This is a genomic window from Chryseobacterium hagamense (assembly GCF_007991455.1).
GTDB classification, from domain to species: Bacteria; Bacteroidota; Bacteroidia; order Flavobacteriales; family Weeksellaceae; genus Chryseobacterium; species Chryseobacterium hagamense.
Genome location: NZ_BJYJ01000003.1, coordinates 80,822 through 106,286, shown reverse-complemented (window position 1 = coordinate 106,286; position 25,465 = coordinate 80,822). Strand labels below are relative to the sequence as shown.

At 43.9% G+C, this 25,465-nt stretch carries 14 protein-coding genes; 11 read left to right on the top strand and 3 right to left on the bottom strand.

What is annotated here, in order from left to right; translation table 11 throughout:
- Positions 1–95: 95 nt before the first annotated feature.
- From CHA01nite_RS05210 to CHA01nite_RS05160, 11 genes are all read left to right on the top strand, one after another.
- Entirely contained in the window at positions 96–2,864 is a 2,769-nt protein-coding gene (locus tag CHA01nite_RS05210) for a glycosyl hydrolase (RefSeq protein ID WP_146940208.1), read from the top strand.
- 15 nt (positions 2,865–2,879) lie between these two features.
- Positions 2,880–3,728: a DUF4350 domain-containing protein gene (locus tag CHA01nite_RS05205; protein WP_146940206.1), complete on the top strand. Its 849-nt coding sequence runs from the start codon at positions 2,880–2,882 to the stop codon at positions 3,726–3,728.
- Positions 3,729–3,974: 246 nt separating this feature from the next.
- The gene (locus CHA01nite_RS05200) at positions 3,975–5,861 is read left to right on the top strand and encodes a rhamnogalacturonan lyase (protein WP_146940204.1); all 1,887 of its coding nucleotides are present in this window, start codon (positions 3,975–3,977) and stop codon (positions 5,859–5,861) included.
- Positions 5,862–5,874: 13 nt separating this feature from the next.
- Complete coding sequence (locus CHA01nite_RS05195; RefSeq protein ID WP_146940202.1) at positions 5,875–7,035, top strand: glycoside hydrolase family 88/105 protein; 1,161 nt, start codon at positions 5,875–5,877, stop codon at positions 7,033–7,035.
- A gap of 903 nt (positions 7,036–7,938) precedes the next feature.
- Positions 7,939–9,027: an L-rhamnose/proton symporter RhaT gene (gene rhaT / locus CHA01nite_RS05190; protein ID WP_146940199.1), complete on the top strand. Its 1,089-nt coding sequence runs from the start codon at positions 7,939–7,941 to the stop codon at positions 9,025–9,027.
- A 332-nt stretch (positions 9,028–9,359) separates the two neighbouring features.
- Complete coding sequence (locus CHA01nite_RS05185) at positions 9,360–12,401, top strand: SusC/RagA family TonB-linked outer membrane protein (protein WP_146940197.1); 3,042 nt, start codon at positions 9,360–9,362, stop codon at positions 12,399–12,401.
- A gap of 20 nt (positions 12,402–12,421) precedes the next feature.
- A complete protein-coding gene (locus tag CHA01nite_RS05180; protein ID WP_146940195.1) occupies positions 12,422–14,491 on the top strand; it encodes a RagB/SusD family nutrient uptake outer membrane protein in 2,070 nt (689 codons plus the stop codon).
- 196 nt (positions 14,492–14,687) lie between these two features.
- On the top strand, positions 14,688–16,790 hold the full coding sequence (locus CHA01nite_RS05175) for a bifunctional aldolase/short-chain dehydrogenase (protein ID WP_146940193.1): 2,103 nt from the start codon (positions 14,688–14,690) through the stop codon (positions 16,788–16,790).
- Between the two features lie 37 nt (positions 16,791–16,827).
- Positions 16,828–18,108 carry a sugar isomerase gene (locus CHA01nite_RS05170; RefSeq protein WP_146940191.1) on the top strand — a complete coding sequence of 427 codons (1,281 nt, stop codon included), beginning with the start codon at positions 16,828–16,830 and terminating at the stop codon, positions 18,106–18,108.
- A 298-nt stretch (positions 18,109–18,406) separates the two neighbouring features.
- Positions 18,407–19,795, top strand: a complete 1,389-nt coding sequence (locus CHA01nite_RS05165; RefSeq protein WP_146940190.1) for an FGGY-family carbohydrate kinase — start codon at positions 18,407–18,409, stop codon at positions 19,793–19,795.
- Between the two features lie 3 nt (positions 19,796–19,798).
- Positions 19,799–20,950, top strand: a complete 1,152-nt coding sequence (locus tag CHA01nite_RS05160; RefSeq protein WP_146940188.1) for an alpha-hydroxy acid oxidase — start codon at positions 19,799–19,801, stop codon at positions 20,948–20,950.
- A gap of 398 nt (positions 20,951–21,348) precedes the next feature.
- Here the strand turns inward: CHA01nite_RS05160 and CHA01nite_RS05155 are convergent, their stop codons facing one another.
- From CHA01nite_RS05155 to CHA01nite_RS05145, 3 genes are all read right to left on the bottom strand, one after another.
- On the bottom strand, positions 21,349–21,792 hold the full coding sequence (locus CHA01nite_RS05155) for a nuclear transport factor 2 family protein (RefSeq protein ID WP_146940186.1): 444 nt from the start codon (positions 21,790–21,792) through the stop codon (positions 21,349–21,351).
- Positions 21,793–21,877: 85 nt separating this feature from the next.
- A complete protein-coding gene (locus CHA01nite_RS05150; RefSeq protein ID WP_146940382.1) occupies positions 21,878–22,924 on the bottom strand; it encodes a GntR family transcriptional regulator in 1,047 nt (348 codons plus the stop codon).
- Between the two features lie 315 nt (positions 22,925–23,239).
- Positions 23,240–25,375, bottom strand: a complete 2,136-nt coding sequence (locus CHA01nite_RS05145; protein ID WP_146940184.1) for a hypothetical protein — start codon at positions 25,373–25,375, stop codon at positions 23,240–23,242.
- Positions 25,376–25,465: the final 90 nt, after the last annotated feature.

Below are 25,465 nucleotides of genomic sequence, written 5' to 3'. Positions count from 1 at the left end.
AATTGCAATGTGCAAAAGTACGGTAAAAAGCAACCGTGGCAATAAGAAAATGCTGAGATGGCGCAGCGTATCCAAAGCGATTAAATAAAATAAAGATGGACATCAGAAATATCATAAAACTCAGTGTTCTCAGTCTGGCCTTCGGAAATCTCTCCGCACAGAACCCGTGGCCGCAAGCGAGCAACACCGCTCAGCCCTGGACGCGCTGGTGGTGGATGGGAAGTGCCGTTGATGAAAAAGGCTTGGACCGACAACTGGCAACCCTTTCCAAAGCAGGTTTCGGTGGCGTTGAAATCGTTCCTGTTTATGGCGCAAAAGGATTTGAAAACAGGTACCTGAATTACCTTTCTCCGGAATGGCTGAACATGCTGCGGTATACCACCGGCAAAGCGAAAAGCCTGAATATGGGGGTTGATATGGCCATAGGGACCGGCTGGCCGATCGGCGGACCCCAGGTGACAGAACAGGATGCGGCAACAAAAATGGTCGTTCAGACCTATACCATTCAGCCGGATGGGAAATTTTCCGGAAAGATTGTGCTGAAAGACGGAAAGCAGAACGATTTAAAAGCGATACAACCCGATATAGTCACTGCTTACAATGAGAAAAATGAAGCCATTGTTCTCACGGATAAAGTTACTGCTGACGGCGCTCTGAACTGGAAACCTGCATCAGGGAACTGGACGGTCTATGCCGTTTTTGCAGGCAAAACGCTGCAAAAGGTAAAACGTGCGGCTCCGGGGGGCGATGGCTATACCTTAAACCATTTTTCACCGGCTGCGACCAAGGATTACCTGAAAACATTTGATAAGGCTTTTGGAAATTCAGACTATGGAATCCGTTCGTTTTTCAATGACAGTTATGAGGTTTATAATGCGGATTGGACTGCCGGTTTTAAGGATGAGTTCAAAAAAAGGAGAGGCTATGACTTAAGCCCGTACATCAAATATTTGGTCAGTGATAACGAAAGTGAAATCGCAGGAAGGATAAAATCCGATTACCGTGAAACGATGAGCGAACTCATTCTTCATAGCTTTACGGAAAACTTCACGAATTGGGCACATTCCAGAAACTCGAAAAATACCAACCAGGCCCATGGTTCGCCGGGAAATTTGCTGGATCTGTATGCAGCAGTCGACATTCCTGAATCCGAAACCTTCGGAAGCACGGAGTTCGATATTCAGGGACTGAGGAGAAATAAAGAAGACATCAATACAAAGGAAGTTCCCGATATCAATATGCTGAAATTTGCTTCCTCAGCCGCCAATATAATGGGGAAGCCCTTGATTTCCAACGAATCTTTCACATGGCTGACAGAACATTTCAAAACCTCCTGGTCACAGGTGAAACCGGAAGCCGAACAGATTTTTCTGTCGGGCATCAACCATATTTTTTATCACGGGACAACGTATACGCCGGCTGATGTTCAGTTTCCGGGCTGGCTGTTCTATGCTTCGACCAATTTCGTTCCTGAAAACAGTTTGTGGCCGAATATCAAAGGTTTGAATGCTTATATTGAAAGAACGCAATCCGTTTTACAAAGCGGAAAACCGGATAACGAGATCCTGATGTACTGGCCTGTATATGACCAGTGGGCGAGCCCGAAAGGGAAAGATATGGCATTCAAAATTCACAATATTGAAAAGTGGCTGCATCCGACTGCATTTTATGAAAATCTTGAAAGATTGGGTAAATCCGGCTATTCCCTGGATATGATTTCGGATAAGATGATCGGCGGAGCACAGTTTGATCATCAGAAAATTCAGGTTTCGAAAGACGGAGGTTCCTATCAGGTATTGATTGTTCCGAAACTGGATCATCTGCCTGAATCTACGTTGAAAAATATTTTAAATCTGGCTCGGCAGGGCGCTTCGGTCATTTTTCAAAATGAGCCGAAAGATGTTCCGGGAAATTTTGAAGTGGAAAAAAGAAGAAATGAATTACGATCTTTATGGAGCAGGATCCCTTTCCGGGAAAACGAAAATTTCAAAACGGCAATTTTCGGAAAAGGAAAAGTTGTGTTGTGCTCGGATGTTGAAAAGGGATTGGGCTTTTTAGGAATTGAAAGAGAAAAATTAACCGATACCGGATTGAAATTTGTGCGGAGGAAATTCAATGGTGGAACATATTATTACCTCGTCAATCACACTTCTAAAGAAATCAACCAGAATATTCCTTTGAATTTCACAGGAAGACAGGTGGTATTGATGAACCCTGAAAACGGGAACTCCGGAATTGCTGAAACGCAGGATAATTCAGTCAAAGTTCAATTAAAATCAGGACAGTCTATAATTATAAAGTCTTTAGAAATTCCGGACCATTCAATTCCCGGATGGAAATATACGGGAAAAACCGGTGCTCCGATTATTTTAGATCAGCCCTGGCAGCTGACATTCAAAGAGGGCGGCCCGCAACTTCCGGGATCCAGAACTTTAAATAAACTTCAGCCCTGGACGAATTTCACAGATGATGCTGCCACTCAAAGTTTTTCCGGAACCGGAGTTTACACGGCTTCATTTAAATTAAAGAACAATAAATTCGATGATGCCGTATTAAAGTTTGATCAGTTATATGAAAGTGCCAAAGTCATCATTAACGGCCAGGATGCAGGAATAGTGTGGAGCCTTCCGTTTGAGATCAATGTCGGAAAATATCTGAAAAGAGGAAAAAATACCATTCAGATTGAAGTTTCCAACCTGATGGCCAACCGGATCCGCTATATGGACCGTAACAAAATCGCGTGGCGGAATTACCACGAAATCAACTTTGTCAATATTGATTATAAACCGTTTGATGCGTTTGACTGGAAAGTGCAGCCATCGGGTTTGGGCGGGCAGATTCAGTTAATTCCTTTGTATTATTAAACAGTAAGTAAATTCATGAAACAAGTGATATTAAAAATAGCAGTACTGGAAAGTTTCCTCACATTTGGATTTTCCAATGCCCAGGATAAACCGAAAGTCGTTTTGGATAATTTCTTCAATAACGAAAAAAAGCAAGATAAAGAAACCAAAGTTCCGGAATCGTGGCACTATACCTGGAATGACACTTCCAACGGCGGCTTTTCCCTACTGGGCGAAATCTTTCAGAAACAAGGCGCAGAGATCAGCACTTTGATGACAGCTCCTTCTCAAAAGGATTTGAAAAATGCCAGCATCTACATCATTGTTGACCCGGATACAGATAAGGAGGCGTATGGCGGAAAAGCGAACCTGATGGATGCCAAAACAATAAAAAACCTTGAAAAATGGGTGAAAAATGGTGGGGTTCTCGTTCTGCTAAGCAATGACAACGGCAATTCTGAATTTGAACACTTCAACAGATTGGCAGAAAAATTCGGGATTCATTTCAATGACGACAGTTATAACCGGGTTCAGAAAAGAGAGTTTGAACAGGGGAGAGTGACGGTTCCGGCAGGAAACGAAGTTTTCTCCGCACAGAAATTATATATGAAAGAGGTGAGCTCTATAGATGTTAAAGCGCCTGCCAAAGCCATCCTGACGGCAGAAGGCAAAAACATAGGCGCCATTGCAAAAGCCGGCAAGGGGACCGTTTTCGCATTGGGCGACCCGTGGTGCTACAACGAATACATCGACGGCAAAAAGCTTCCGGCAGATTTCACCAATAATCAGGGAACGGAAGAATGGGTAAAGTGGCTGCTGAAGCAGGCTGAAAAAAAAATAATTAAATCTATGCAGTCATTTGAAATAACAGATCTTTCACGGTGACTTAAGGAAGTTCAGTCCTGAGAAAATTAAAATTTTAAGGCATTAAAAAAGTCCGCTGTTCAGAGTGACACCAACATTAAAACGAATATTATCCTCACAAAATTTTCAGGAATTTCAGGATTGCCATTCAGTTTTTACCGGAGATTTCAAAGTCTTGAATTTCTGGTCCTTCTGTTTCAGGGAAAAAAGAATATAAATTTAAAAGCGGTCTCTCGAATTTTTAACGGGATAAAACAGATTTACAACATGAAAGTCAAGTACATATTCATCACATCAGCCATTTTTTTCTCACAGCTATTTTCTGCCCAAAGACAGATGGAATACCTGAAAAGAGGAATCGTTGCTGTTCCTGCAGAAGCGGGCATTTTTGTAAGTTGGCGGTTGCTGGGAACAGAAGCTGAGGATACGTATTTTGATCTTTATCGTATCGGGAATAATCAGACCAGAAAGCTGAATAAAAAAGCTTTGCGTAACGAAACTCATTTTTTAGATAAAACTGCTGACAAAGGAAAAAACTATACGTATTTCGTCAAATCAAATACGCAGCATCAGGAGACTGACAGGGATTTTGCAAAATACACAGCCCATCAGAAACCTTATTTTCCGATTCCGCTGAAAACTCCCGAGGGCTACACCCCGAATGATGTTTCAGCAGCGGATCTGGATGGTGACGGAACATACGAAATTATTCTCCATCAGACGGGACGTTCAAAAGATAACAGCCAGAAAGGGCAAACCGACCCGCCGGTTATTCAGGCTTACAAAATGGACGGAACATTTTTGTGGGAAATCAATTTAGGTAAAAATATCAGGGAAGGTGCACATTATACCCAGTTTTTGGTTTACGATTTAGACCGGGACGGAAAAGCGGAAATCGTAATGAAAACTGCCGACGGAACCCGGGACGGGACGGGAAAATTTATCGGCGACCCGACCAAAAATTACGTTAACGAAAACGGAATGATCCTTTCGGGACCGGAATTGATGACGGTATTTGACGGACAGACCGGAGCGGAAATTCATACAGTGGATTATCAGGTCCCCAGATTTGAAGGAAGCCTGAACCCTACTAATGAACAGATGGCCGAAACCTGGGGCGATGCCAAAGGAAACCGGATCGACCGGTTTTTAGGAGCCGTTGCTTACCTGGATGGGAAAACTCCGAGTGTAATCATGTCCAGAGGGTATTACACAAGAACGGCGATTGCAGCCTGGGATTTTAAAGATAAAAAATTGAGTCTTCGGTGGCTTTTCGATACCGAAAGTTCGGAAGAAAATAAAAAATACCGCGGACAGGGAAATCATAATCTGAGCATTGCGGATGTTGATAATGACGGAAAAGATGAGGTTGTGTTCGGTGCCATGACCCTAGATGATGATGGAAAAGTGCTGAACAGTACCGGTTACGGCCATGGTGATGCCCTGCATGTCGGAGATTTGGATCCCGCGAATCCCGGACTGGAAATTTTTGATATTCAGGAAAGATTTGATGACGCGGGCGCACATTTCCGGGATGCGAAAACCGGAAAGGTACTGTGGAAACTGCCTTCTGCCGTATACAGCAAGGCAAGCAAGTTTCAGGGACCGGGAAGAGGTTTGTCCCTAAATATCGATCCTCGCTATGAAGGTTCGGAATGCTGGGCATCGGGCGCAGGACTGAAAGGCATTTATACTGCTCAGGGCAAAAAAATATGTGATAAAAATCCGCCAGCGAATATGGGGATTTACTGGGACGGCGATTTTTTAAGCGAAATCTTAGACGGAACCGTAATTTCAAAATGGGACTGGAAAAATGAACGATCAAATGTCCTTTTCGAAGCTGAAAATTTTCAGTGTGAGTCCAATAACGGAACCAAGAAGAACCCGGCTCTGGTTGCCGATTTATTCGGAGACTGGCGTGAGGAAGTGATATACAGAACGGCTGATAATCGGGAATTAAGGATTTTCACTACCATCATTCCGACGAAACACCGATTGTATACTTTGATGCACAATCCGCAATACCGGTTAAGTATTGTCTGGCAGAATGTGGGATACAATCAGCCTCCGCACACGGATTATTATCTGGATGAATCGGTGAAAGAAATGCCGGAGCCGGATATTTTTACAGTAAGCCCAAAGACTGATAATTAAATTTAAATATAAAATGAAAAGACTATTAACAACAGGCTTCTTGGCAATGATAATGGCGGGAATGACTTCCTGTTCGGTTCAAAAGCAAAACATCGCATCGAAGGCAAAGCTCCCCAATAAAAAAGAGGTTCTGGAAGTTGCAGAGCGTGCCAACCTGTATTTTATGAACAAATGGCCGGATTCCGGCAAGGAAATCGTCGGTAAAAAAGTATGGCCGAGCAATCTCTGGACCCGGGCAGTTTATTATGAAGGTTTGATGGCTTTATATGCAATCGATCCTAAAAAAGAATATTACCAGTATGCTTTGGACTGGTCCCAAAAGCACAATTGGGATATGATGCGCGGTACCTACACGCGAAATGCCGACCATCAGGCCTGTGGACAGACCTATATTGATTTGTATGAAATCGACGGAAGAAAAAATCCCGAAAGAATCAAAAACGTGAAAGCGGCTATGGATAGTATGATTGCGACCGATAAAGTTGACGATTGGTGGTGGATTGATGCGCTTCAGATGTCGATGCCGATTTTTACGAAATTAGGAAGAATTACCGGTGAGCAGAAGTATTTTGACAGAAATTACGAGATGTACGCTTTCACCAAATACAAGCACGGCGGAAACGGTTTGTATAATCAGGCCGATAAGATCTGGTGGAGAGACAAAAGTTTTGTTCCTCCTTATAAAGAACCGAATGGCGAAGATTGCTATTGGAGCCGCGGAAACGGCTGGGTAGTGGCTGCTTTGGCCAAAACACTTCACGATACACCAAAATCGGACCCTCATTATCACGAATATTTAACGGATTATAAAGATTTGTTATCCGCATTGCTTCCGGTTCAGCGTGAAGACGGTTTCTGGAATGTCAGCCTTCATGATCCTGGCAATTTTGGTGGCAAGGAAATGACGGGGACCGCATTGTTTGTCTACGGGATGGCGTATGGGATCAATAATAATTTGATTGACAGGAAAACCTATCTGCCGGTTTTAATCAGGGCCTGGAATGCGATTGTAAGAGATTCCGTGCAGCCGAACGGATTTCTGGGATGGGTCCAGGGTACCGGAAAGGAACCCAGGGATGGTCAGCCGCTTTCTGCCGTTAAAGAGCCGGATTTTGAAGATTATGGCTTGGGATGCCTGCTGCTTGCAGCGAGTGAGGTCTATAAGCTGAATTAAGAGATCAGGTACAGGATCAGAGAATTCATAATTTTATACATAATGTGAATTCGAGTGTATTTAACTTATATTCAGCTGTTTAATTAAAAAAAGATAAATTACGGCTGATTCAGTCAGGGTTTTTAAACAGAATTTTCTTTAATAAAATGACAGAATGTTCGTCTGATCATCAGGACCTTTGATCGTATTTTTAATGTGATTTCGACCGTATTGACATCAGTCGATTATTTAACTCAAAAATAAAAGTAGAATGATTCAGTCGGGATTTCGGATACCACTCATCCTGGCAGAACGAATAAACGGTTCAAGTTTCTGACAGGATTTTATCCTATCCTGTACTAAGCCATTTCTTCAGGACTTAGAAAAAAATTAGACCCCGGTTGAAAAATTTAGACCAAGGTTTTTTATTCAGGAATAAATTAGAATTCCCTCTGAGGAAATACTGAAATATTTAGTTTATGATCAGGATTTTAGATCCTGTTTTTTACCAGAGAAACTTCCGGCATCCGGCATCCCCCTTCCAGTCGCTTAATCCAGGTTCTTCTTCGGGTTCACGTTATTTTTAACAAGAAAAACTTCCCGCCACCGGCTTCCGGCTCCGGACCTGTTTAATCCGGGTTCTTCTTCAAGTTTATGTTAAATATTTAAATCTGGCAGGTTTCAAAACCCGTCAGATTTTTTTATTTGAACGGGAAAAAACCTGGCTGATCAAACGTTTTCGTAAAAGTGCAATGCCTTATCCGGATGATCAAATATCGCTAACTGCATTGATAACAGGCTTTTAAATAATCTTTTTGAGACAATATAAAATTTCTTATTTTTCAAAGGGTCAGACATGACAGTACAAGATGCGCAATCGGTTGCATCTTATTAATTTTCAGATTCAATCCTTAAGATAAAATTATGAATGCATTATTAGGAGTTATTTTCCACTTTTTAGGAGGGTTTTCTTCCGGAAGTTTTTATTTACCGTATAAAAAAGTAAGAGGGTGGAAATGGGAAACATTCTGGCTGATCGGAGGTGTTTTTTCCTGGATAATCGTTCCGCCATTGGCCGCTTTTCTTACCATTCCTGATTTCTGGACCATCATCCGGAATGAAAGTTCATCAATTGTAGGGCTTACATTTTTATTTGGCGCGCTCTGGGGAATCGGTGGCTTTATGTACGGCCTGGGAGTCCGTTATCTGGGGGTTGCCCTGGGAAGCAGCATCATGCTGGGGCTGACAATGGTTATCGGGTCGCTCGTGCCTTCCGTTTTCTATGAATTTTCGCCCCGGGCCGGAAAGGATTCGATCGGATTGATGATTTCCAGTTCCTGGGGACAGATGGTCCTTCTCGGACTTTTCGTCTGTGTTATCGGAATTATCATCAGTGGAAGAGCAGGCGTAATGAAAGATCAGGAACTTCAGCATGAATCTGCAGATCCTCACGGAATACCGGTAAAAACGGAATATAAATTCGGCCTTGGACTTACCGTGGCCATTATTTCCGGAATCCTGAGTGCCTGTTTTAACTTTGGGCTCGAAGCAGGAAAACCGATGGCCCATGTTGCAAATGCAGCCTGGAAAACCGCTCATCCCGGACATGGAGAATTTCTTTTCCAGAATAATGTGACCTACATCGTCGTTCTCTGGGGAGGGATGGCTTCCAATCTTATGGGCTGTCTCTTTCTTTCAGTTAAAAATAAATCCTATACCGATTATACCAGGAAGGATGTTCCTGTTGCCAAAAATATCCTCTTCTGTGCTTTGGCAGGGACGATGTGGTTTCTGCAGTTTTTTTTCTACGGAATGGGAGAGAGCAAAATGGGGAACGGCCCGAGTTCATGGATCCTGCACATGGCATTCATTATTTTGATTGCCAATCTCTGGGGCGTGATTATCAAAGAATGGAAAGGGGTTTCCAAAAAAACAATTTCTACCATTGTTATGGGAATGATCATCATGTTTGTATCCATTTTAATTGTAGGCTACGGAAACTCATTACGTTAGATTTTTTTAACTGCCAACAATTGTTTTTTATCACATTCATATAGTTTCTGAGCCTGAACAGGCTTCCTAAAGGCACTGATTTTTTCGGCTGCCTTTTTTACTAAAGGAAAGCGTATCAGAATCGCTACCGGATCCTGATGTCCCGGTTTTTATATTTTGAATTAATACTGAAATATGTCACCGCATGATCACCCTTTTTTGTTTTTAAGTTCACAATACGTAATAAATTAAGAAAAATAATGAATATCAGGATACAGGATAAGACAGGATGCCGAAATTTTTGTAACGGTGTACTTTGGCTACAGTAAAGTAATATAAATTAAAATTAATATATGTCTTTAATCATTAAACACAAGGATATTACCCGAATCGTATTTCCGGCATTTTTTCTTTCGTCAGGTTTATTCTGGGGTCAGAAAACGGCAAGTGATACGGCGAAAGTAAACACCAGGGAAATCGAGGAAGTGGTAGTGATCGGGTATGGAAAGGTGAAGAAATCTGATCTCACAGGATCGGTATCCTCAGTTTCAGCAAAAGAATTGTCGGCGACACCGGCCATGAATGCTTTACAGGCATTGCAGGGCAGAGCTGCCGGATTAAATATCGTTACGGCCGGCGGTGCTCCGGGAGCAGGGGCCAATGTAACGATCCGGGGTGGGGCCTCCATCACCCAGGGAACAGAGCCATTGTATATTGTAGACGGTTTCCAGCTGGACAATGCATTGAATATCATCAATCCGAATGATATCGAAAGCATTGATGTACTGAAAGGCGCTTCGGCCATTGCCATCTACGGTGCCCGTGGTTCCAACGGGATTATCGTTATCAAAACGAAAAGCGGAAAGAAAGGCAGAACAACCGTCAACTATAACTCTTTCATGTCATTCGATGTGCTTTCCAAAAAGCTCGATATGCTTTCGGATGCAGGATCTTATGTAAAATACCAGTATGAACTGGCCCAGCTTGCAGGACGCGCACCGCAGTGGAGCAGTATCTTCGATGATAATTTATCTGCGGACTCGCCGGGTTTTTATACGGGCGTCTACAGCAGGATCAATAACAGATATGCCAACGCCCCGACGCTGGACTGGCAGGAGAAGATGCTGGGCGGTACCGGCGTTACCCAAAACCACAATTTTAATTTTTCGGTAGGAACAGATAAAACCCAGGCTTTTGTAAGCTATAATTATAACAAACAGAACGGCTTACTTAATAACTTCAGTGAAACAAGAAACTCTTTACGGGTAAATGTTAATTCACAGTTGTATAAAGGCGTAAGGGTAGATTTCAATTCGATGTTCAATTCCAATTCCCTCAATGGTGGCGGTGCTTATTCCGGAATGAAGAAAATTCTGCTGCAGCCCATTACAGGAGGAACGCGTTTTACGCTGGATGAGCTTTATAATACCCAGACCTACGGTGATTTTTCTGCGCTGGAACCGGGATATGACACCGAGAACCCTTTTATTGAAACCAATGCGTCCACTTCGAATCAACGGTCAAGAAATTTCGTAGCCAATGCCGGATTGGAAATCGATTTTTTAAAAAACTTCACTTTCAGAACGGCAGGCCAGTACAACTGGAGAAACAGCAAATCCATGGCTTTTTCCGATGAAAACTCCAGAGCTTACCTTACCGATCCTACGACTACAGGAATTAACGGGAAAATAGGAAATAATGAATCTTACGGATACCAGATCACGAATACGGTTACTTACATCAATACTTTTAGGGATAAGCATAAGCTCAATGCGCTGATCGGTCAGGAAGTCGTTTATTCCCAGTCGGAAAACAATGCATTGACGCTGATTAAGTTTCCTTTTCCGAATTTCGGGCTCAATGATATCAGTACGGCAACCGTTTCCGATAAATCCGTGGATCGAAGCAGTACCAGTTTAATGTCATACTTCGGAAGGGTAACCTATAATTATGATGACCGGTATCTTCTGACGGCCACCATCAGACAGGACGGCTCATCGAAATTCGGAAAAAACAATAAGTGGGGAACGTTCCCTTCGGTCGCTGCTGCCTGGAGAACATCCCAGGAAAGCTTCTGGCAGGCTTCCAAAATTAAAAATATCATCAACGATTTTAAGCTCAGATTTGAATACGGGATTACCGGAAATAATGACATCGGGAACAATCTGTTTATCACGACTTACTCGATTACGGATTATCCGATCAATAATACTCCGGGAACCCCGGCTTACGTAACGAGCACAAACCTTGGAAACCCCAATTTGAAGTGGGAGGAACTCAAATCCACCAATATCGGAGCTGACATCGCCCTGTTCAGCAACAGGATCAGGCTGACCGGCGAATGGTACAACAACAATGTCAGCGGCATGCTGCTCCAGGCCGTTCTTCCGGTTTCTTCCGGGTATGCCAGGCAGTACCAGAACATCGGAAACATGAGAAACAGGGGTGTTGAATTCACATTGAATACGATCAACCTGAGGTCGGATAATTTCAGATGGACCACCGACCTGAACGTCGGGCATAACAGGTCCAAAGTGCTTTCCCTTGAAAAGGGCCAGGATTTCAGAACCTTCAGCGTCGGCAGCAACAGGGCCGGTGCAGTTACCTATTATGCCAGGGTAGGAGAGCAGTTGGGAGAAATGTACGGATACGTCTACCAGGGAATTTACACCACCGATGATTTCATCCAGAATGCAAACGGAACACTGAGCCTGAAAGACGGCGTTGTAAAGCCTGCAACGGGAACCCCAAAACCGGGCGACATCAAATTTGCGGCAGACAATGCGGCAGGAGATCAGTTTACCAGGAAGATGGTAAAGATCGGGGATGCGACGCCCGATTTTATCGGAGGGATCAGCAATAATTTTGCATACAAAGGTTTCGACCTGGCTATCTTTATGAAATTCAGTGTCGGAGGGGATATTTATAATGCGACAAAACACAGTTTGAGCCCGTATTCCCTGTTTCAGAATGTCCCGTCCGAATTCGGGAATAATTTTTATCATCTTATCGATCCCAATACCGGTCAGCAGACCAACAATCTCGTCCGCTTAAAGGAACTCAATCCGGATGAGGAATCCCGTCTGTGGAGTTTAAGCAACACCAATACCCAGGCCATCACCTATCCTTCATCCTACTATGTGGAAGACGGTTCATATCTTCGGATTGCACAGCTTACTTTAGGATATTCCCTGCCTAAAAACTATCTGAAGGATATTATGGTCACCAGTGCCAGAATCTATTTCACGGTAAATAATCTGGCAACGATTACGGGATATTCAGGCTATGATCCCGAGGTTTCTGCTGCCAGCGGTGTCGCGGTAACACCGGGATACGACAGTTCGACGTTCCCGAGATCAAGAAGCTATGTGCTCGGTATCAATTTAACTTTTTAATTTTTTTAACTGAATCTGAAATGAAAAATATATTCAATCAACAAAAGTTTATCAGGAAAGCGGCTGTATTTTCCTCCCTTTTTCTTGCTGTTCTGGCTTCCAACTCATGTAGTGATGATTTTCTGGATCAGCCGTCTTATAATAATGCTGATGCCGATACGGTTTTCGACAATCTTCAGACGGCGGAAATGTTTGTCCTGGGCTGTTACAGAGGCCTGATCCCGACCGAAATGTTTTACCAGCTGGGGGCCGGTGACACGGTGGTTCATTCCAATGAAGCCCTGAACAATTCCAAATACAATATTGCCAACTACAATTATGATGCGTATACGCCTTTTACCGTAACGGGGATTTATTCCGCGATGTATGCGGTTATCGAACGTACCAATATCGCAGCCAGCAAATTATCCGGAATGCCGGCAAGTGCCAAACGCGATGCTTTAATCGGTGAGGTAAAGGCGATCCGTGCTTTCTGTTATTATAACCTGATCAGGATCTATGGTGATGTACCGGCTGTCTGGGAACCTCTGGAATCCCTGGATCCCAACGACCCGAATACATTTTATCCCAAGCGGGCTTCCCGCGATGTGATTTATGACCGGATCGTAGGTGACCTTCAGGAAGCTGTCATTGCCGTACCTTCGTTGTCACAAAGCGGTTTTGGGACTACCGAAAGATTATCAAAAGAAGGCATCAACGCACTTTTGGCCAGAATTGCATTATATGCCGCCGGATATTCTCTGCGTTGGGAACTCAATACCTCAAATCCGGGAACCGTATCGCGCCGTGCGGATATTAACCGGGTAAAGGAACTTTATCAGATCGCAGACAATGCCTGTGCAGCCGTCATCAATGGAGGAACCAAAAGCCTTGTGCAGAGCCAGGGCGGGAAAAGCGGCTTCGAAGCTTTATGGTTTAATTTCTGCCGTAGAAACTACGGAACAGTAAACTCCGAAATGCTTTGGCATATCGCTTCTTACGGTCAGAATACAAATTCCGCGTTTCAGGTGTATGCGCATCCCGGATCCCGTGGAGGGGTCTACGGTTCCCGTTCTGCACAGCAGTTTATGCTGCCTTCGTATTATCTTTCCTTTAACAGCAGCGATACCCGCAGGGATGTATCCTGCACTTCATACAGCATTTACTTCCTGGATACCGGTGCAGCCTCCGATACATGGGTTGACGTCGGCACGCCGTACTCTGCTATTATGCCCGGGAAATTCAGGCTTTCCTGGTGCGTCGAGCCTCAGGCAGCCAGTGACAGAAACCTCAATATTCCGATTTTAAGATATGCTGATGTACTGCTGATGTATGCAGAGACCCAGAACTACCTGAATAATGGTCCGACAGCCGCTGCCAATGCCGCGCTGATGGCCGTCCGTACGAGAGCCGGTATCGGATCGATGCCTATTCCTGCCGGGCAGAACGATTTCCTTCAGGCGATCGTGCAGGAAAGGAAATGGGAATTTGCAGGCGAGTTCAATCTCCGGACAGATCTTATCCGTACCAACAGTCTGACCAGTGAAATCAATGCCACCCGGCAGGATATGAAAGACCTTACCAAAAGGATCGGGAAATACGTTAATACCGCCACGTACAGACTGTATAAATTCCATAAGAATGCCCAGGTCTACGGCGATCCTTTCCTGGCCTTACCGTATATTGATATTACCAATCCTGCCGAAATCGCAGCCATCCAGAATGTACCGACCAATCAGGCCAATTATGCAGCGTACCAGGCGACCCTGGCAACAATTGTAACAGCCCATGGTGTCGCTTACCAGGCTGATGACAAATGGTATCCTACCCAGATGTTCCAGGCTTATACAAGCACGTTTAACGGTAACGCAAGAAAAGCGGTCGGGTTCAAGGCGGGCTTCAATACCCTGCAGATGGGAAGCAGCATGTATTCCAAGCCATTCGGGTATGCTGAAAACAACGGGACTTACCCGACCTGGGTCGAATCGGATAACGACGGGCTGTTTTTCGGCTTCAAGCCGAATAAAACAGAGTTGCTTCCTTTTGCCGCAGCTTCCGCAGGCCATCCGATGATTGATAATCCTAACCTGACGCAATTGCCCGGATATTAAATTTAAATCGCATCAAATCACAGAATATTCATGATATATCCACCGGTCAGGCTGTTATCATCTGATGTAAGATAAATTAAATAAAAGAGCAACATTAATTTATCTTTAAATGAAGCATCCGGCAGTATAGTACGGGATGCCGCAAAAATCAGAACAGTTTAATTTTGGATAAAAATTTAGAAACAGAAAACCAACAATGGAAAAAGTAAAGACATTCAGATATGTAAACTATTTATGGGATGAAGAAAAGGCAGCCGCTTTGGGTGATGATCAGGTTGCTTTATTCCTGTACCGTTCCAACATCCTGGGCGCAGATCTCCGGATCACCAACTACGGAGGCGGAAATACCAGCTGCAAGACCACCGAAAAAGATCCGCTTACCAACCGGGATGTTGAGGTGATGTGGGTAAAAGGCTCGGGAGGAGACATCGGAACCCTGACGAGAAAAGGGATTGCTGGCCTGTACACCGAAAGGCTGAGAAATCTTAAGAATGTATACGGAGGGCTGGAAGATGAGGACCGGATGGTAGGCCTGTTCAATCACTGCATTTACGACCTCGACAGCAAGGCGCCTTCCATTGATACGCCGCTTCACGGCCTGCTTCCCTTTAAGCATATCGATCACCTTCATCCTGATGCCCTGATTGCCGTGGCGGCTGCAAAAGACAGCGAAGCCGTTACCAGAGAAATCTGGGGTGAGACAATGGGCTGGGTGCCATGGCAGAGACCCGGTTTCGATTTAGGTTTACAGCTGGAGAAATGTCTGGCAGAAAATCCCGGAATCAGGGGAATTGTGCTGGGAAGCCACGGGCTCTTTACCTGGGGCGAAACTTCTTACGAATGCTACCTGAACAGCCTGGAAGTTATTGAGACGGCTTCTGAATACATCGCCCGGAAAATAGAGGAAAAAGGAGTGGTTTTCGGCGGACAGAAAATAGAACCCCTTCCGGCGGAAGAACGCAGAAACAAAGCTGCGCAGATCATGCCCCTGTTAAGAGGCCTGGCTTCTTCAGAAAGCAGAATGGTAGGACACTTTACCGATAGCGGGGCCGTTCTGGAATTTATCAACAGCCATGATCTGGAAAGGCTGGCACCACTTGGAACGTCATGTCCGGATCATTTTCTAAGAACTAAAATTCAGCCACTGGTGCTTACTTTAGATAAAAACGAAAATTTAAGCGATTCTAAGGTGCTTTCAGAGAAACTGAATCCTCTTTTCGAACAATACAGACAGGAATACAAAGCGTACTACGAAACCTGCAGGCACCCGAACAGCCCTGCCATGCGGGACCCAAATCCGGTGATCATTATTTATCCGGGCGTAGGGATGTTCAGCTTCTCAAAAGATAAGCAGACTACGCGTGTCGCCAGCGAATTCTATATAAACGCCATTAATGTCATGCGTGGAGCAGAAGCCATTTCTGAATACACTTCATTGCCGCGGCAGGAAGCATTCGACATCGAATATTGGTTACTGGAAGAAGCCAAACTTCAGAGAATGCCGAAAGAAAAGCCGCTCTCCCGAAAGATTGCCATCGTTACGGGCGCCGGAGGCGGAATCGGGCAGGCGATTGCCGAGAAGATGATTGCCGAAGGGGCTGTCGTAGTCTATACCGACCTTAGCACCCAGGCGGTGGAATCTGCAACCGTAAAATACAATAAAGACCAGGCAATTGCCGTTCAGTGTGATGTTACCAGTAACGAAGCTATCGAAAAAGCCTTTAAAGAAGCCGTGCTGGCTTTTGGTGGAATAGACATCGTTGTTCATTCTGCAGGATTGGCTATTTCCAAATCGTTGGAAGATACGACTTTAGAGGATTGGGATTTGCTGGAAAATGTATTGGTAAAGGGGCAGTTCCTGATGTCCAAGATTGGAACGGAAATCATGAGGAAACAGAATCTGGGTGGCGATATCGTAAATATTGCAAGCAAGAACGGACTGGTTGCAGGACCTAACAATGTGGCTTACGGAACGGCGAAAGCAGCACAGCAACATATGACCCGGCTGCTGGCTGCAGAACTGGCATCCAGTAAAATCCGTGTAAATGTAGTGAACCCGGACGGAGTGATTGTCGGAAGTAAGATATGGGAAGGCGAATGGGCGGAGGGCCGTGCCAAAGCCAACGGAATTTCCGTAGAAGAATTACCGGCATTTTACGCCAAGAGAAATTTGCTGAACGAAATCATTCTTCCCGAGGACATTGCCAACGGTGTTTTTGCCTGTGTGGCCATCCTGGACAAGAGTACGGGAAATATCATCAATGTAGACGGCGGGATGGCCAATGCATTCCCGAGATAACAGCGTAATTCTTTTAATAAATCAGTAACATCTAATCATGATCATAGATAAAGATACCATTGAACAATATAACAAAAGCGAAGCTGAACACTTTCATTCAGACTTTGGTTTTTTATCGGATAAACTTACGAAATCAGGAGCCAATGTTTCCGGAATCGTCAGTAAAATCTCCGGTTTTCAGGTAGCGGTTCCAAGTTGGGCTTTAGGTGCGGGAGGTACCCGTTTCGGAAGGTTTTCTTACGGCGGGGAACCGGTTACTCTGGAACAGAAGCTTGATGACGTAGGATTGATTCATGCCCTAACCCATTCTGCGGGAGCGGTTTCTCTGCATATTCCCTGGGATATTCCAGGTGATGTGAAAGCCATTAAAGAAAAAGCGGCTTTTCACGGATTGGTTTTCGACGCAATGAATTCCAATACGTTTCAGGATCAGCCGGGAGCAAAGCAGTCTTATAAATTCGGTTCGTTAAATGCTGCCAACGAAGATGCGAGAGCGTATGCCGTTGAGCATAACCGAGAAGTCATCAGAATAGGAAAGGAACTGGGCTCAAAAAGTTTAACCGTCTGGTTAGCCGACGGAGCAAGTTTTCCCGGACAGCTGAACTTCCAGGCGGCCTTATCCAACACGGAACAAAGCCTGAAAGAAATTTATGCCGGCATGCCGGAAGACTGGAAATTGTTCATCGAATATAAACCGTATGAACCGAATTTTTATTCGACAACCATTCAGGATTGGGGCACTGCCTTTATGCTGGCCAATGCCTGCGGAGAGAGAGCCTATACCCTGGTGGACCTGGGGCACCACCTGCCGAACTCAAACATCGAGCAGATCGTGGCAACCCTGATGTATAAAGGGAAACTCGGCGGATTTCATTTCAATGACAGCAAGTACGGGGATGATGACCTTACGGTCGGCTCCATAAAACCGTATGCCCTGTTTCTGATCTTCAATGAATTGGTGTATGGGATGGAAAACAACCCGCAGAATCCGTATCCGGCCTGGATGATTGACGCCAGCCACAACATCAAAGACCCGCTTGAAGATCTGATCCAGTCTCTGGAAGCCATCTTAATTGCTTATGCACAGGCACTGCTGGTAGATCAGAAAGCATTGAAAGATGCACAGCTGGATAACGATGTGGTCCGGTGCCAGGAGATCTTACAGAATGCGTACAGAACGGATGTCCGTCCGCTGTTAAAAGCGGCCAGATGGCAGACCGGTGCTGCGCTGGATCCTATTGCGGCCTACAGGAATCTGAAGGTGAGAGAAAACTTAATCTCCGAAAGAGGATTAAACACAAAAGCAACAGGGCTGTAAGTTTTTTTTAATTTGATAATTCGGGCTTTCAAGTGCAATCGAAAGTTTTAATTATATGTATCCTTATCTTTATCATTAAGGCTGAACGTGTTTGGATGGTCGGGATCCTTGGGCAGCTATGCCTGAAGAATATATGGATCTTCTTCAAGGTTTCGATATCCGGACACGCCTTAATGGTGTAAAATCCAGAAAAGGATTTACCGGCAAAAAAACTAAAGGACGGTTACATTTCGGTACGTATCATTACGTAATGTAACAGCTCCATACCATTCAAATATAAATTTAATTCATCTCAGGAATGTCCAAGAAAAAAAAGGTAACGATCGTCTTCGATATCGGGAAAACCAATAAAAAATTCTTTCTTTTTGATAAGAACTACAAAGAAATTGTCAGGGAGTATACCGAATTGCCGCTTACTACCGATGAAGACGGCTATCCTGCGGAAGATCTGGTTGTACTCCAGGACTGGATCAAAAGAAATTTCAATGCCATACTCGACGATGAAAATTATGAGGTAAAAGCCATTAATTTCTCCACCTACGGGGCCAGCTTTGTCCATCTGGACCATAAAGGAAAGGTGCTTACGCCATTGTACAATTACACCAAAGCAATGGATGAGGACATTCTGGATTTATTTTATGAAAAATACGGCAGCAGGCTTAAAATTGCCCGCGAGACAGCTTCCCCGCAGGCCGGGATGCTGAACTCCGGATTACAGCTGTTCTGGATGAAATACAAACATCCGGAAGTTTTTAAAAAAATCCGTTACAGCCTACATCTGCCCCAATATTTATCCTATCTGTTTACCGGAATCTGTGTTTCGGAATTCACCTCCATCGGCTGCCATACGAATTTATGGGACTATGATAAAGCAGATTATCACGATTGGGTCTACGAAGAGGAAATCGATGCCCTGTTGCCGCCTATCGTTCCGACTTCCGCAAGCATCTGTACGTCTTACAGAAACAAAAAAATTAAAATCGGTGTTGGCATTCATGACAGCTCTTCAGCTCTTTTACCTTATCTTTTAAGTAAGAAAGAACCGTTTTTACTGCTTTCAACCGGAACCTGGAGTATTTCGCTCAATCCTTTTAATGATGAAAGTTTAACCGATAGAGACATTCAGAACAATTGCCTGAACTATATGAGGATCGACGGGAAACGCGTGAAGGCATCCCGTTTCTTCATGGGCAATGAATATAAGATCCAGGTAGAAAAACTATGTGCGCATTACGGAAAGGAATATGGCTTTCACCGGGAAGTGGAGTTCAATCAGGATCTGTATCTGCGTCTGATAAAACATCAGGCAATTTATTTCCGTTTTGAAGGGATTGTCTTAAAAAGAAAAATGATCAGCGAAACCGATTTAAATGCTTTTGCCACTTTCGAAGAAGCGTATCATCAGCTAATGATCGAGCTGATGGATTTACAGATCCATACCATTACAAATGCTATCGGAAATTCAGACATTCGGAACATTTACATTGATGGCGGATTTACGGATAATGATGTATTCATGAAACTGATGTCACATCATTTCCAGCATTACCGGGTAATGTCTACCCATTCTCCGCTAGGTTCTGCTCTGGGCGCTTCCATGGTGATTTCCAACAAAAAAATTGATGAAACCTTTTTACAGCAGCATTACCGGATGAAACTGCTTCAACCTTTAATCCTAAATATATAAATTATGGCATTTCCATTCGATACCCGTTACGCTTCCCTGGAACTTCTGATTGAAAAAGCCAAAGAAAGAATGCCCCGTTTTGCTTTTGAATACCTGGATGGGGGCTGTAATGAGAATATAAACCGGGACCGGAATACCGACGAATTGAGAGCGGTACAGCTCCGTCCGCGCTATCTGAACAACAATTTTGCGGAAGCCAATATGGAAACCGAATTATTCGGGGTAACCTATTCTGCGCCGTTCGGCATTTCTCCGGTGGGATTACAGGGCCTGATGTGGCCGAATGCTCCGGAGATCCTGGCGAAGGCAGCATCCAGACACAACATCCCTTTTATTCTGAGTACCGTTACCACAAGCAGTCTTGAAAGGATTGCCGAGCTAACGGAAGGAAAGGCCTGGTATCAGCTGTATCATCCCAGAGAAGAATGGCTGCGCAACGATATTCTCGACCGCTGTGAAGCTTCCGGATACGATGTGCTGGTTGTTCTGGCCGATGTCCCGACCTTCGGGTACAGGGCGAAAGAAATAAGGAATGGTCTGGCTATGCCGCCGCAGCTGAATTTCAGAAATGTTTCCCAGGCGCTCGTAAAGCCACAATGGTGTCTGGAAATGCTGAAACACGGAGTGCCGGGCTTTAAGACCATGGAAAAATACATGGATAAAAACATGAATGTAAAACAGTTGGGACAGTTCATGAACGCTACTTTTTCAGGACGGTTAAACTCCGACAGAATCAAATCCATCCGTGACCGGTGGAAAGGAAAACTGGTCATCAAAGGCGTGGCTTCCGATGAGGATGCTGAAGAGGCGGTACGTTTGGGTTTCGACGGAATGATTATCTCCAACCATGGCGGCAGGCAGCTGGATGCCGGAGAATCTACGATTGCCGTGGTTAAAGAGATCAGCGAAAAATACAAAGGACAGATTAAAATCATGATGGACAGCGGCGTAAGAACCGGCCCGGATGTAGCCCGTGCCTTAAGCTGCGGTGCCGAATTTACTTTTATGGGGCGAACGTTTATGTACGCCGTCGGGGCATTGGGAGACCGGGGGGGCGACCACATTATTGAGATGCTCAAGATGCAATTCAGACAGGTCATGGAACAGGTGTGCTGTGAAAGACCGGAGGACTTGCAGAATTTCAGGGTGAAATAATTTAACGTAAACCCGTAGAAGGATCTGGATTAATAGGCGGGAAGAGGGAAGCCGGATGCCGGAAGTCTCTCCTGTCAGAAATCTAATAAAAGTCTTGATCATCAGACTGAACATTTTGACATTCTATCAGAGGAAATTCTTGTTTAATCCTGAATAAACAGCCTTAAACCAAGGTCTGATTTATATTGTTTTTAAAGTCCCGGAGGAATGGCTTACCACCGGATAGGATGAAGTCCTGCCAGGAGGAATTCCATTTAAAATCCTGACTGAATCAGTTTAAATTTTATTTTTGAATTAAGTAAACAGCTGAATATAATCTCAATACGGTCGGATTCACGTTCGTTTAATAAAAAAGCCGGAAGTTGAAAATGACACATTCAATACTTCCGGCTTTCTGGTTACTTTTTCTTCTCCGCTTTCACGGCCTGTCTGGCCAGTAATTTCCAGTTGTTTTTCACTTTCGCCCATACCAGCAGGATGTCCAGGGTTACCTCTCCCGGAGCCTTCCCTAGATCAGCAGTTGTTGCATGGAAATGATGGCGGACAATAGCGGTGTTCCCGACAATATTCACGGTCTGGTTCGTGATATCGATGGTTACGAAATCTGACTTTTTACTCACCAGCTTCTCAACAAATTCTTGAGCATCATCAATGTGGCCGCCCGAGTGCCCGTAGGTCAGTTCCGGAAGGATCAGGGATCGAAGTGCTGACGGTTCACCGCTAACCATAGCCAGCCTGAGTTTTTCAGAAGCTTCGGCTACCATTTCCGGATCGCCTTTTTTCTGTGCAGAAACAGCCGTTACAGTAAGAAAAAGGAGTGTAAAAATTATTTTTTTTGTCATATCAAAAAGGGTGGGTTTTATTAAATTATTTAAACATAAAAATTGCGCAATCGATTGCATTTTGTCATAAAAAATACTGCCGTCACTATAAAGAGTCGCGCTGAATAAATTTAAAGACGTTATTCACCGATTCTTTTTTATTTTTTAAGATCATGTAGGCGGCAGATTCGCCCATGGCTTTGAAATCTGTAGTAATCACGGTGATTCCCAGCAATTCTTTCAGCGGAGTTTCATTGTAGGAAATAATTCCGATCTCTTTTCCCAGCTCAAGATCCTTCTGCCGGATCTGCTTTACCAGATTAACAAGGTCTCTTTCCCGAATGGTAATGAAAATATCTTTGTCCTGCAGTTCCATATCGGGATAAATTTCATCGAGGATTTCATAATCCAGCTTGAAATCCTTGCAGAATTTCTCAAACCCGCGGGCTATCCGGAAAGGATAGGGATGGATGTCCCTGTCGGGATAAACCAGGATTATCTTTTCATACTTTTTAATCTTGTCCAGCCCTTCCTTCAGGGCGTCGTAGATGTCATGTTCAAAATCCTGGAAAATGGAGCCGTATTCTCCTGAAATATCCGGCTTGGTATTGTCAAGAATCAGTAATTTGTTCTTCGGGATTTTTTCAATGATGTCGATCACCTTTTCTGTGGAGCTGGTATGCTTGGAATTTTCGTCACGGAAATGCGGCATAATGACATAATAATCAAATCCGCCCATGTTTTTTTCAAGCGCATTGATAAAAAGGGTTTCGTCACAATGGTAAATATACATTTCCACATTTCCTTTGGTCCCGATGGCATTTACAAAATAATCATAAATCAGCATTTTGTAGGTGCTTGGCTTATTGATCAGGAAGAAAATATTGATCGTATCATTTTTATTGATGCGCGAAATATAATATCCTTTTCCTTTTACAGATTCGATAATCTGCCTTCTTCTGAGTTCTTTATAGGCTTTTTCCACCGTATCCCGGGAAAGGAAACAGGATTCACTCAGTTCGTTGATCGACGGGATTTTTTCACCGATTTTAATCTCTCCGCCGTCAATACCATCAAGAATAGAATCGACGATCTGTTTGTATTTGGGAACTCTGGAGTTTTCGTTGATATGGATTTCAAAAGTTTCTGCCATGGTTTTTCTGAGCGACATTATTTGGTTTAACAAAAAATTTAATTGAGAAGAACTGATTTGCGACAGAAGACAAGTTACAAAAATTTACAATAACTCATTGTCATCGTGTTTAATGAAATAAATTCTTTTAAATATCTGATTTGTATATTGTTACATTAATTCATAACAGCAGGTTTAAAATTTCAGAATCACCGGTTTCGTAACGTAAAACAGTCAGGAACCTATTTCTTCCTATCATTCAAACCTCAAACTCTGAACTAAAAAGCCTGCCCCTTGCAGAGCAGACTTACTGTATATGAATAAGAATATAAATTGTTAGGGCATTTTCTTAAAGCCTTCTGCTTTGATCTTCCAGGTTCCGTCTTTCGGAAACCCGGGAAATTCTCCGGTAGAAGAATCCCAGCCTTCCAGCATCATGGCAACCGTTGTCAGAACGCCGCCGTTTCCCGGAAGATAAATCCGCAACCTTCCATCCTGGTAGTTATGGCCATTTTTAAGATAAGTGTTGGTCTGGACATTCATAAACAAAGCATCCAGGGCTTTGTCCGGAAGATTTAGCCTTGCAGCTGTCATCGCTGTCATCGGAAAATCCCAACCCCAGGTATGTCCCCAGTTCCATCGTTCCCAAACGGTATCCAGTGTATTTTTCATTATTTTTTTATCCAGCTTCGGGGATTCCGGAACCATTCCCAATGCTCCGAGAACGGCAGGGTGGTCGGTCATCCATTTTGGAAATGTGAAAGAATCTTTTGCTGATTCCGCCGACAGATATACCCCGTCCTGAACCGGAAGCGGGGCCAGTTTGCTAATCACATCATCCCATTTTTTATCTCTAGGTTCGCCCAGTCTTTCTTTCCATTGCTGCGCCACCCTCAATGCCCAATCCCAGTATGCCACTTCATACGTCGGGTTAAAGGTATCTTTTGCCGGGAAAACTTCCTGAGCCGGAATGACGCCTTTTCCAAGATTATAACGTTTTTTTTCTTTATCGTAAGTCGCGAAATCGGCCATAAATTCTGCTGTTGCGAAAACTAGATCTTTGTATTTCTGCAATACTTCTTGATCTTTATGATCGCGGTAAAGCAATTCGGTCATGTAGATCAGATGCGGCTGTTCCCAGATCAGAAAAGCAGCTACTGATGAGGGACTTTCGTTTCCTTCGTTATCTGACATTTTAATCCAGCGAACGCCTCTATACCCCTGTCTTTCGGCTAAGTTTTTAGCTTTTTCATACGATCTGAAATAATAATCCAGCTGCTTTTCCATAATTTCCGGTCTTCCCCAGAGTGCGTAATGAACACCGTGCCACCAATGCATTTCCGTATGCGGTTTCCCGTACCAGCTGTTGAAGGTTAATCCTGTTTCCTGAGGCGGATTGCTTCCTCCGCATTGAACCTTCGTTAAATATTCTGACAATACCACCCTTCTTTCCAGTTCATTGGCTCTCTTATCCGTGCTCCCCTCGAAATCCACGGCAGCACCGCTTTCCCAGAATTTTTTCCATCCCGAAATGCTTTCTTTCTCAGCATCGGCAAATAATGTTTTACCGCTTTTTTTATTTTTATCCGAGAATTCAACAGTCAATTCAGCCGTTTTGTTTTTTGGAGAAGGCTCGTATACGAAATAATGCTTTCCGGCTTCCCATAATTTCCCATCGGTAAAATACAATTGTGTAAAATAATCCGCCGTCTGCAGTTGATGCTCAATCAATCCCTGCGTTGTGTCTGATGCCATGATTTTTGTGGAGTGCTTATCTGCATTTCCGTAAAAGGCCGCTTCATCCAGAAACTGCCCGCTCGGATAAGGGTATCGGGCAAAAATTTTCAGTCTTTTCTGTCTGATCAAATCCGACTCAATTTTCACTCCAATTTTATCCGAATTCTGGAAAGAAGCGGTCCGGACTTTTACCGGAATTCCTTCTAGCGTAAACTCACTCGTGATAATTCCGGTCCACAAATCGATTTTCTGATTGATGTTCTGCAGATCTGAAACCTGTGCTTTTTTACCGTCTTTTTTCATGAGTTCAATCCCGATATTTCCTAATTGCAGGCGATGCTGATTTACCCTGAAATACTCCACGGCTTTTTTATTGCGTTCCGGCTCTTTGATTTGAATACTGTACAAAGCCTTTCTTCCGTCATTATTGAAGTCATAAGGTTTCAAAGTTTCTTCAAATTTAAAATTTTCCGTATTCGGAAAGCTGTTCCAGCCCCATTCAGACTGGGTTCCCAACGAAACCCCGTTTTTATAATATTCAGGGAATGACTGCATTCCGGTAATGTCGACCGTATAGGCAAATTTTCCGTTACCAACGGTTAAAGTGGACAAGGTATCTGCTGTGGTATTGACCATATTATGCCGCTGAACGACTTTCCGGCGGTCGATTTTCTGAGCATTCACGGAGGAAAATGCGATGCAAAAAAGACTTATGTATAGGGCTGTTTTTTTCATTTATAATTTATTTTTTTACTGCAGAAAAGACTAAATATATCCTCATCTTTCAGATTCTTGTTTCTAATGGTTCTTGTGTACTTTTGCAGG

Excerpts from the sequence above, each read along its gene's own strand:
- CHA01nite_RS05200 (WP_146940204.1), top strand. The coding sequence starts at position 3,975 with ATGAAAGTCAAGTACATATTCATCACATCAGCCATTTTTTTCTCACAG.
- CHA01nite_RS05155 (WP_146940186.1), bottom strand. The coding sequence starts at position 21,792 with ATGACAAAAAAAATAATTTTTACACTCCTTTTTCTTACTGTAACGGCT.
- CHA01nite_RS05165 (WP_146940190.1), top strand. The coding sequence starts at position 18,407 with ATGTCCAAGAAAAAAAAGGTAACGATCGTCTTCGATATCGGGAAAACC.
- CHA01nite_RS05185 (WP_146940197.1), top strand. The coding sequence starts at position 9,360 with ATGTCTTTAATCATTAAACACAAGGATATTACCCGAATCGTATTTCCG.
- CHA01nite_RS05150 (WP_146940382.1), bottom strand. The coding sequence starts at position 22,924 with ATGGCAGAAACTTTTGAAATCCATATCAACGAAAACTCCAGAGTTCCC.
- CHA01nite_RS05195 (WP_146940202.1), top strand. The coding sequence starts at position 5,875 with ATGAAAAGACTATTAACAACAGGCTTCTTGGCAATGATAATGGCGGGA.
- rhaT (WP_146940199.1), top strand. The coding sequence starts at position 7,939 with ATGAATGCATTATTAGGAGTTATTTTCCACTTTTTAGGAGGGTTTTCT.
- CHA01nite_RS05205 (WP_146940206.1), top strand. The coding sequence starts at position 2,880 with ATGAAACAAGTGATATTAAAAATAGCAGTACTGGAAAGTTTCCTCACA.
- CHA01nite_RS05210 (WP_146940208.1), top strand. The coding sequence starts at position 96 with ATGGACATCAGAAATATCATAAAACTCAGTGTTCTCAGTCTGGCCTTC.
- CHA01nite_RS05145 (WP_146940184.1), bottom strand. The coding sequence starts at position 25,375 with ATGAAAAAAACAGCCCTATACATAAGTCTTTTTTGCATCGCATTTTCC.
- CHA01nite_RS05180 (WP_146940195.1), top strand. The coding sequence starts at position 12,422 with ATGAAAAATATATTCAATCAACAAAAGTTTATCAGGAAAGCGGCTGTA.
- CHA01nite_RS05175 (WP_146940193.1), top strand. The coding sequence starts at position 14,688 with ATGGAAAAAGTAAAGACATTCAGATATGTAAACTATTTATGGGATGAA.
- CHA01nite_RS05160 (WP_146940188.1), top strand. The coding sequence starts at position 19,799 with ATGGCATTTCCATTCGATACCCGTTACGCTTCCCTGGAACTTCTGATT.
- CHA01nite_RS05170 (WP_146940191.1), top strand. The coding sequence starts at position 16,828 with ATGATCATAGATAAAGATACCATTGAACAATATAACAAAAGCGAAGCT.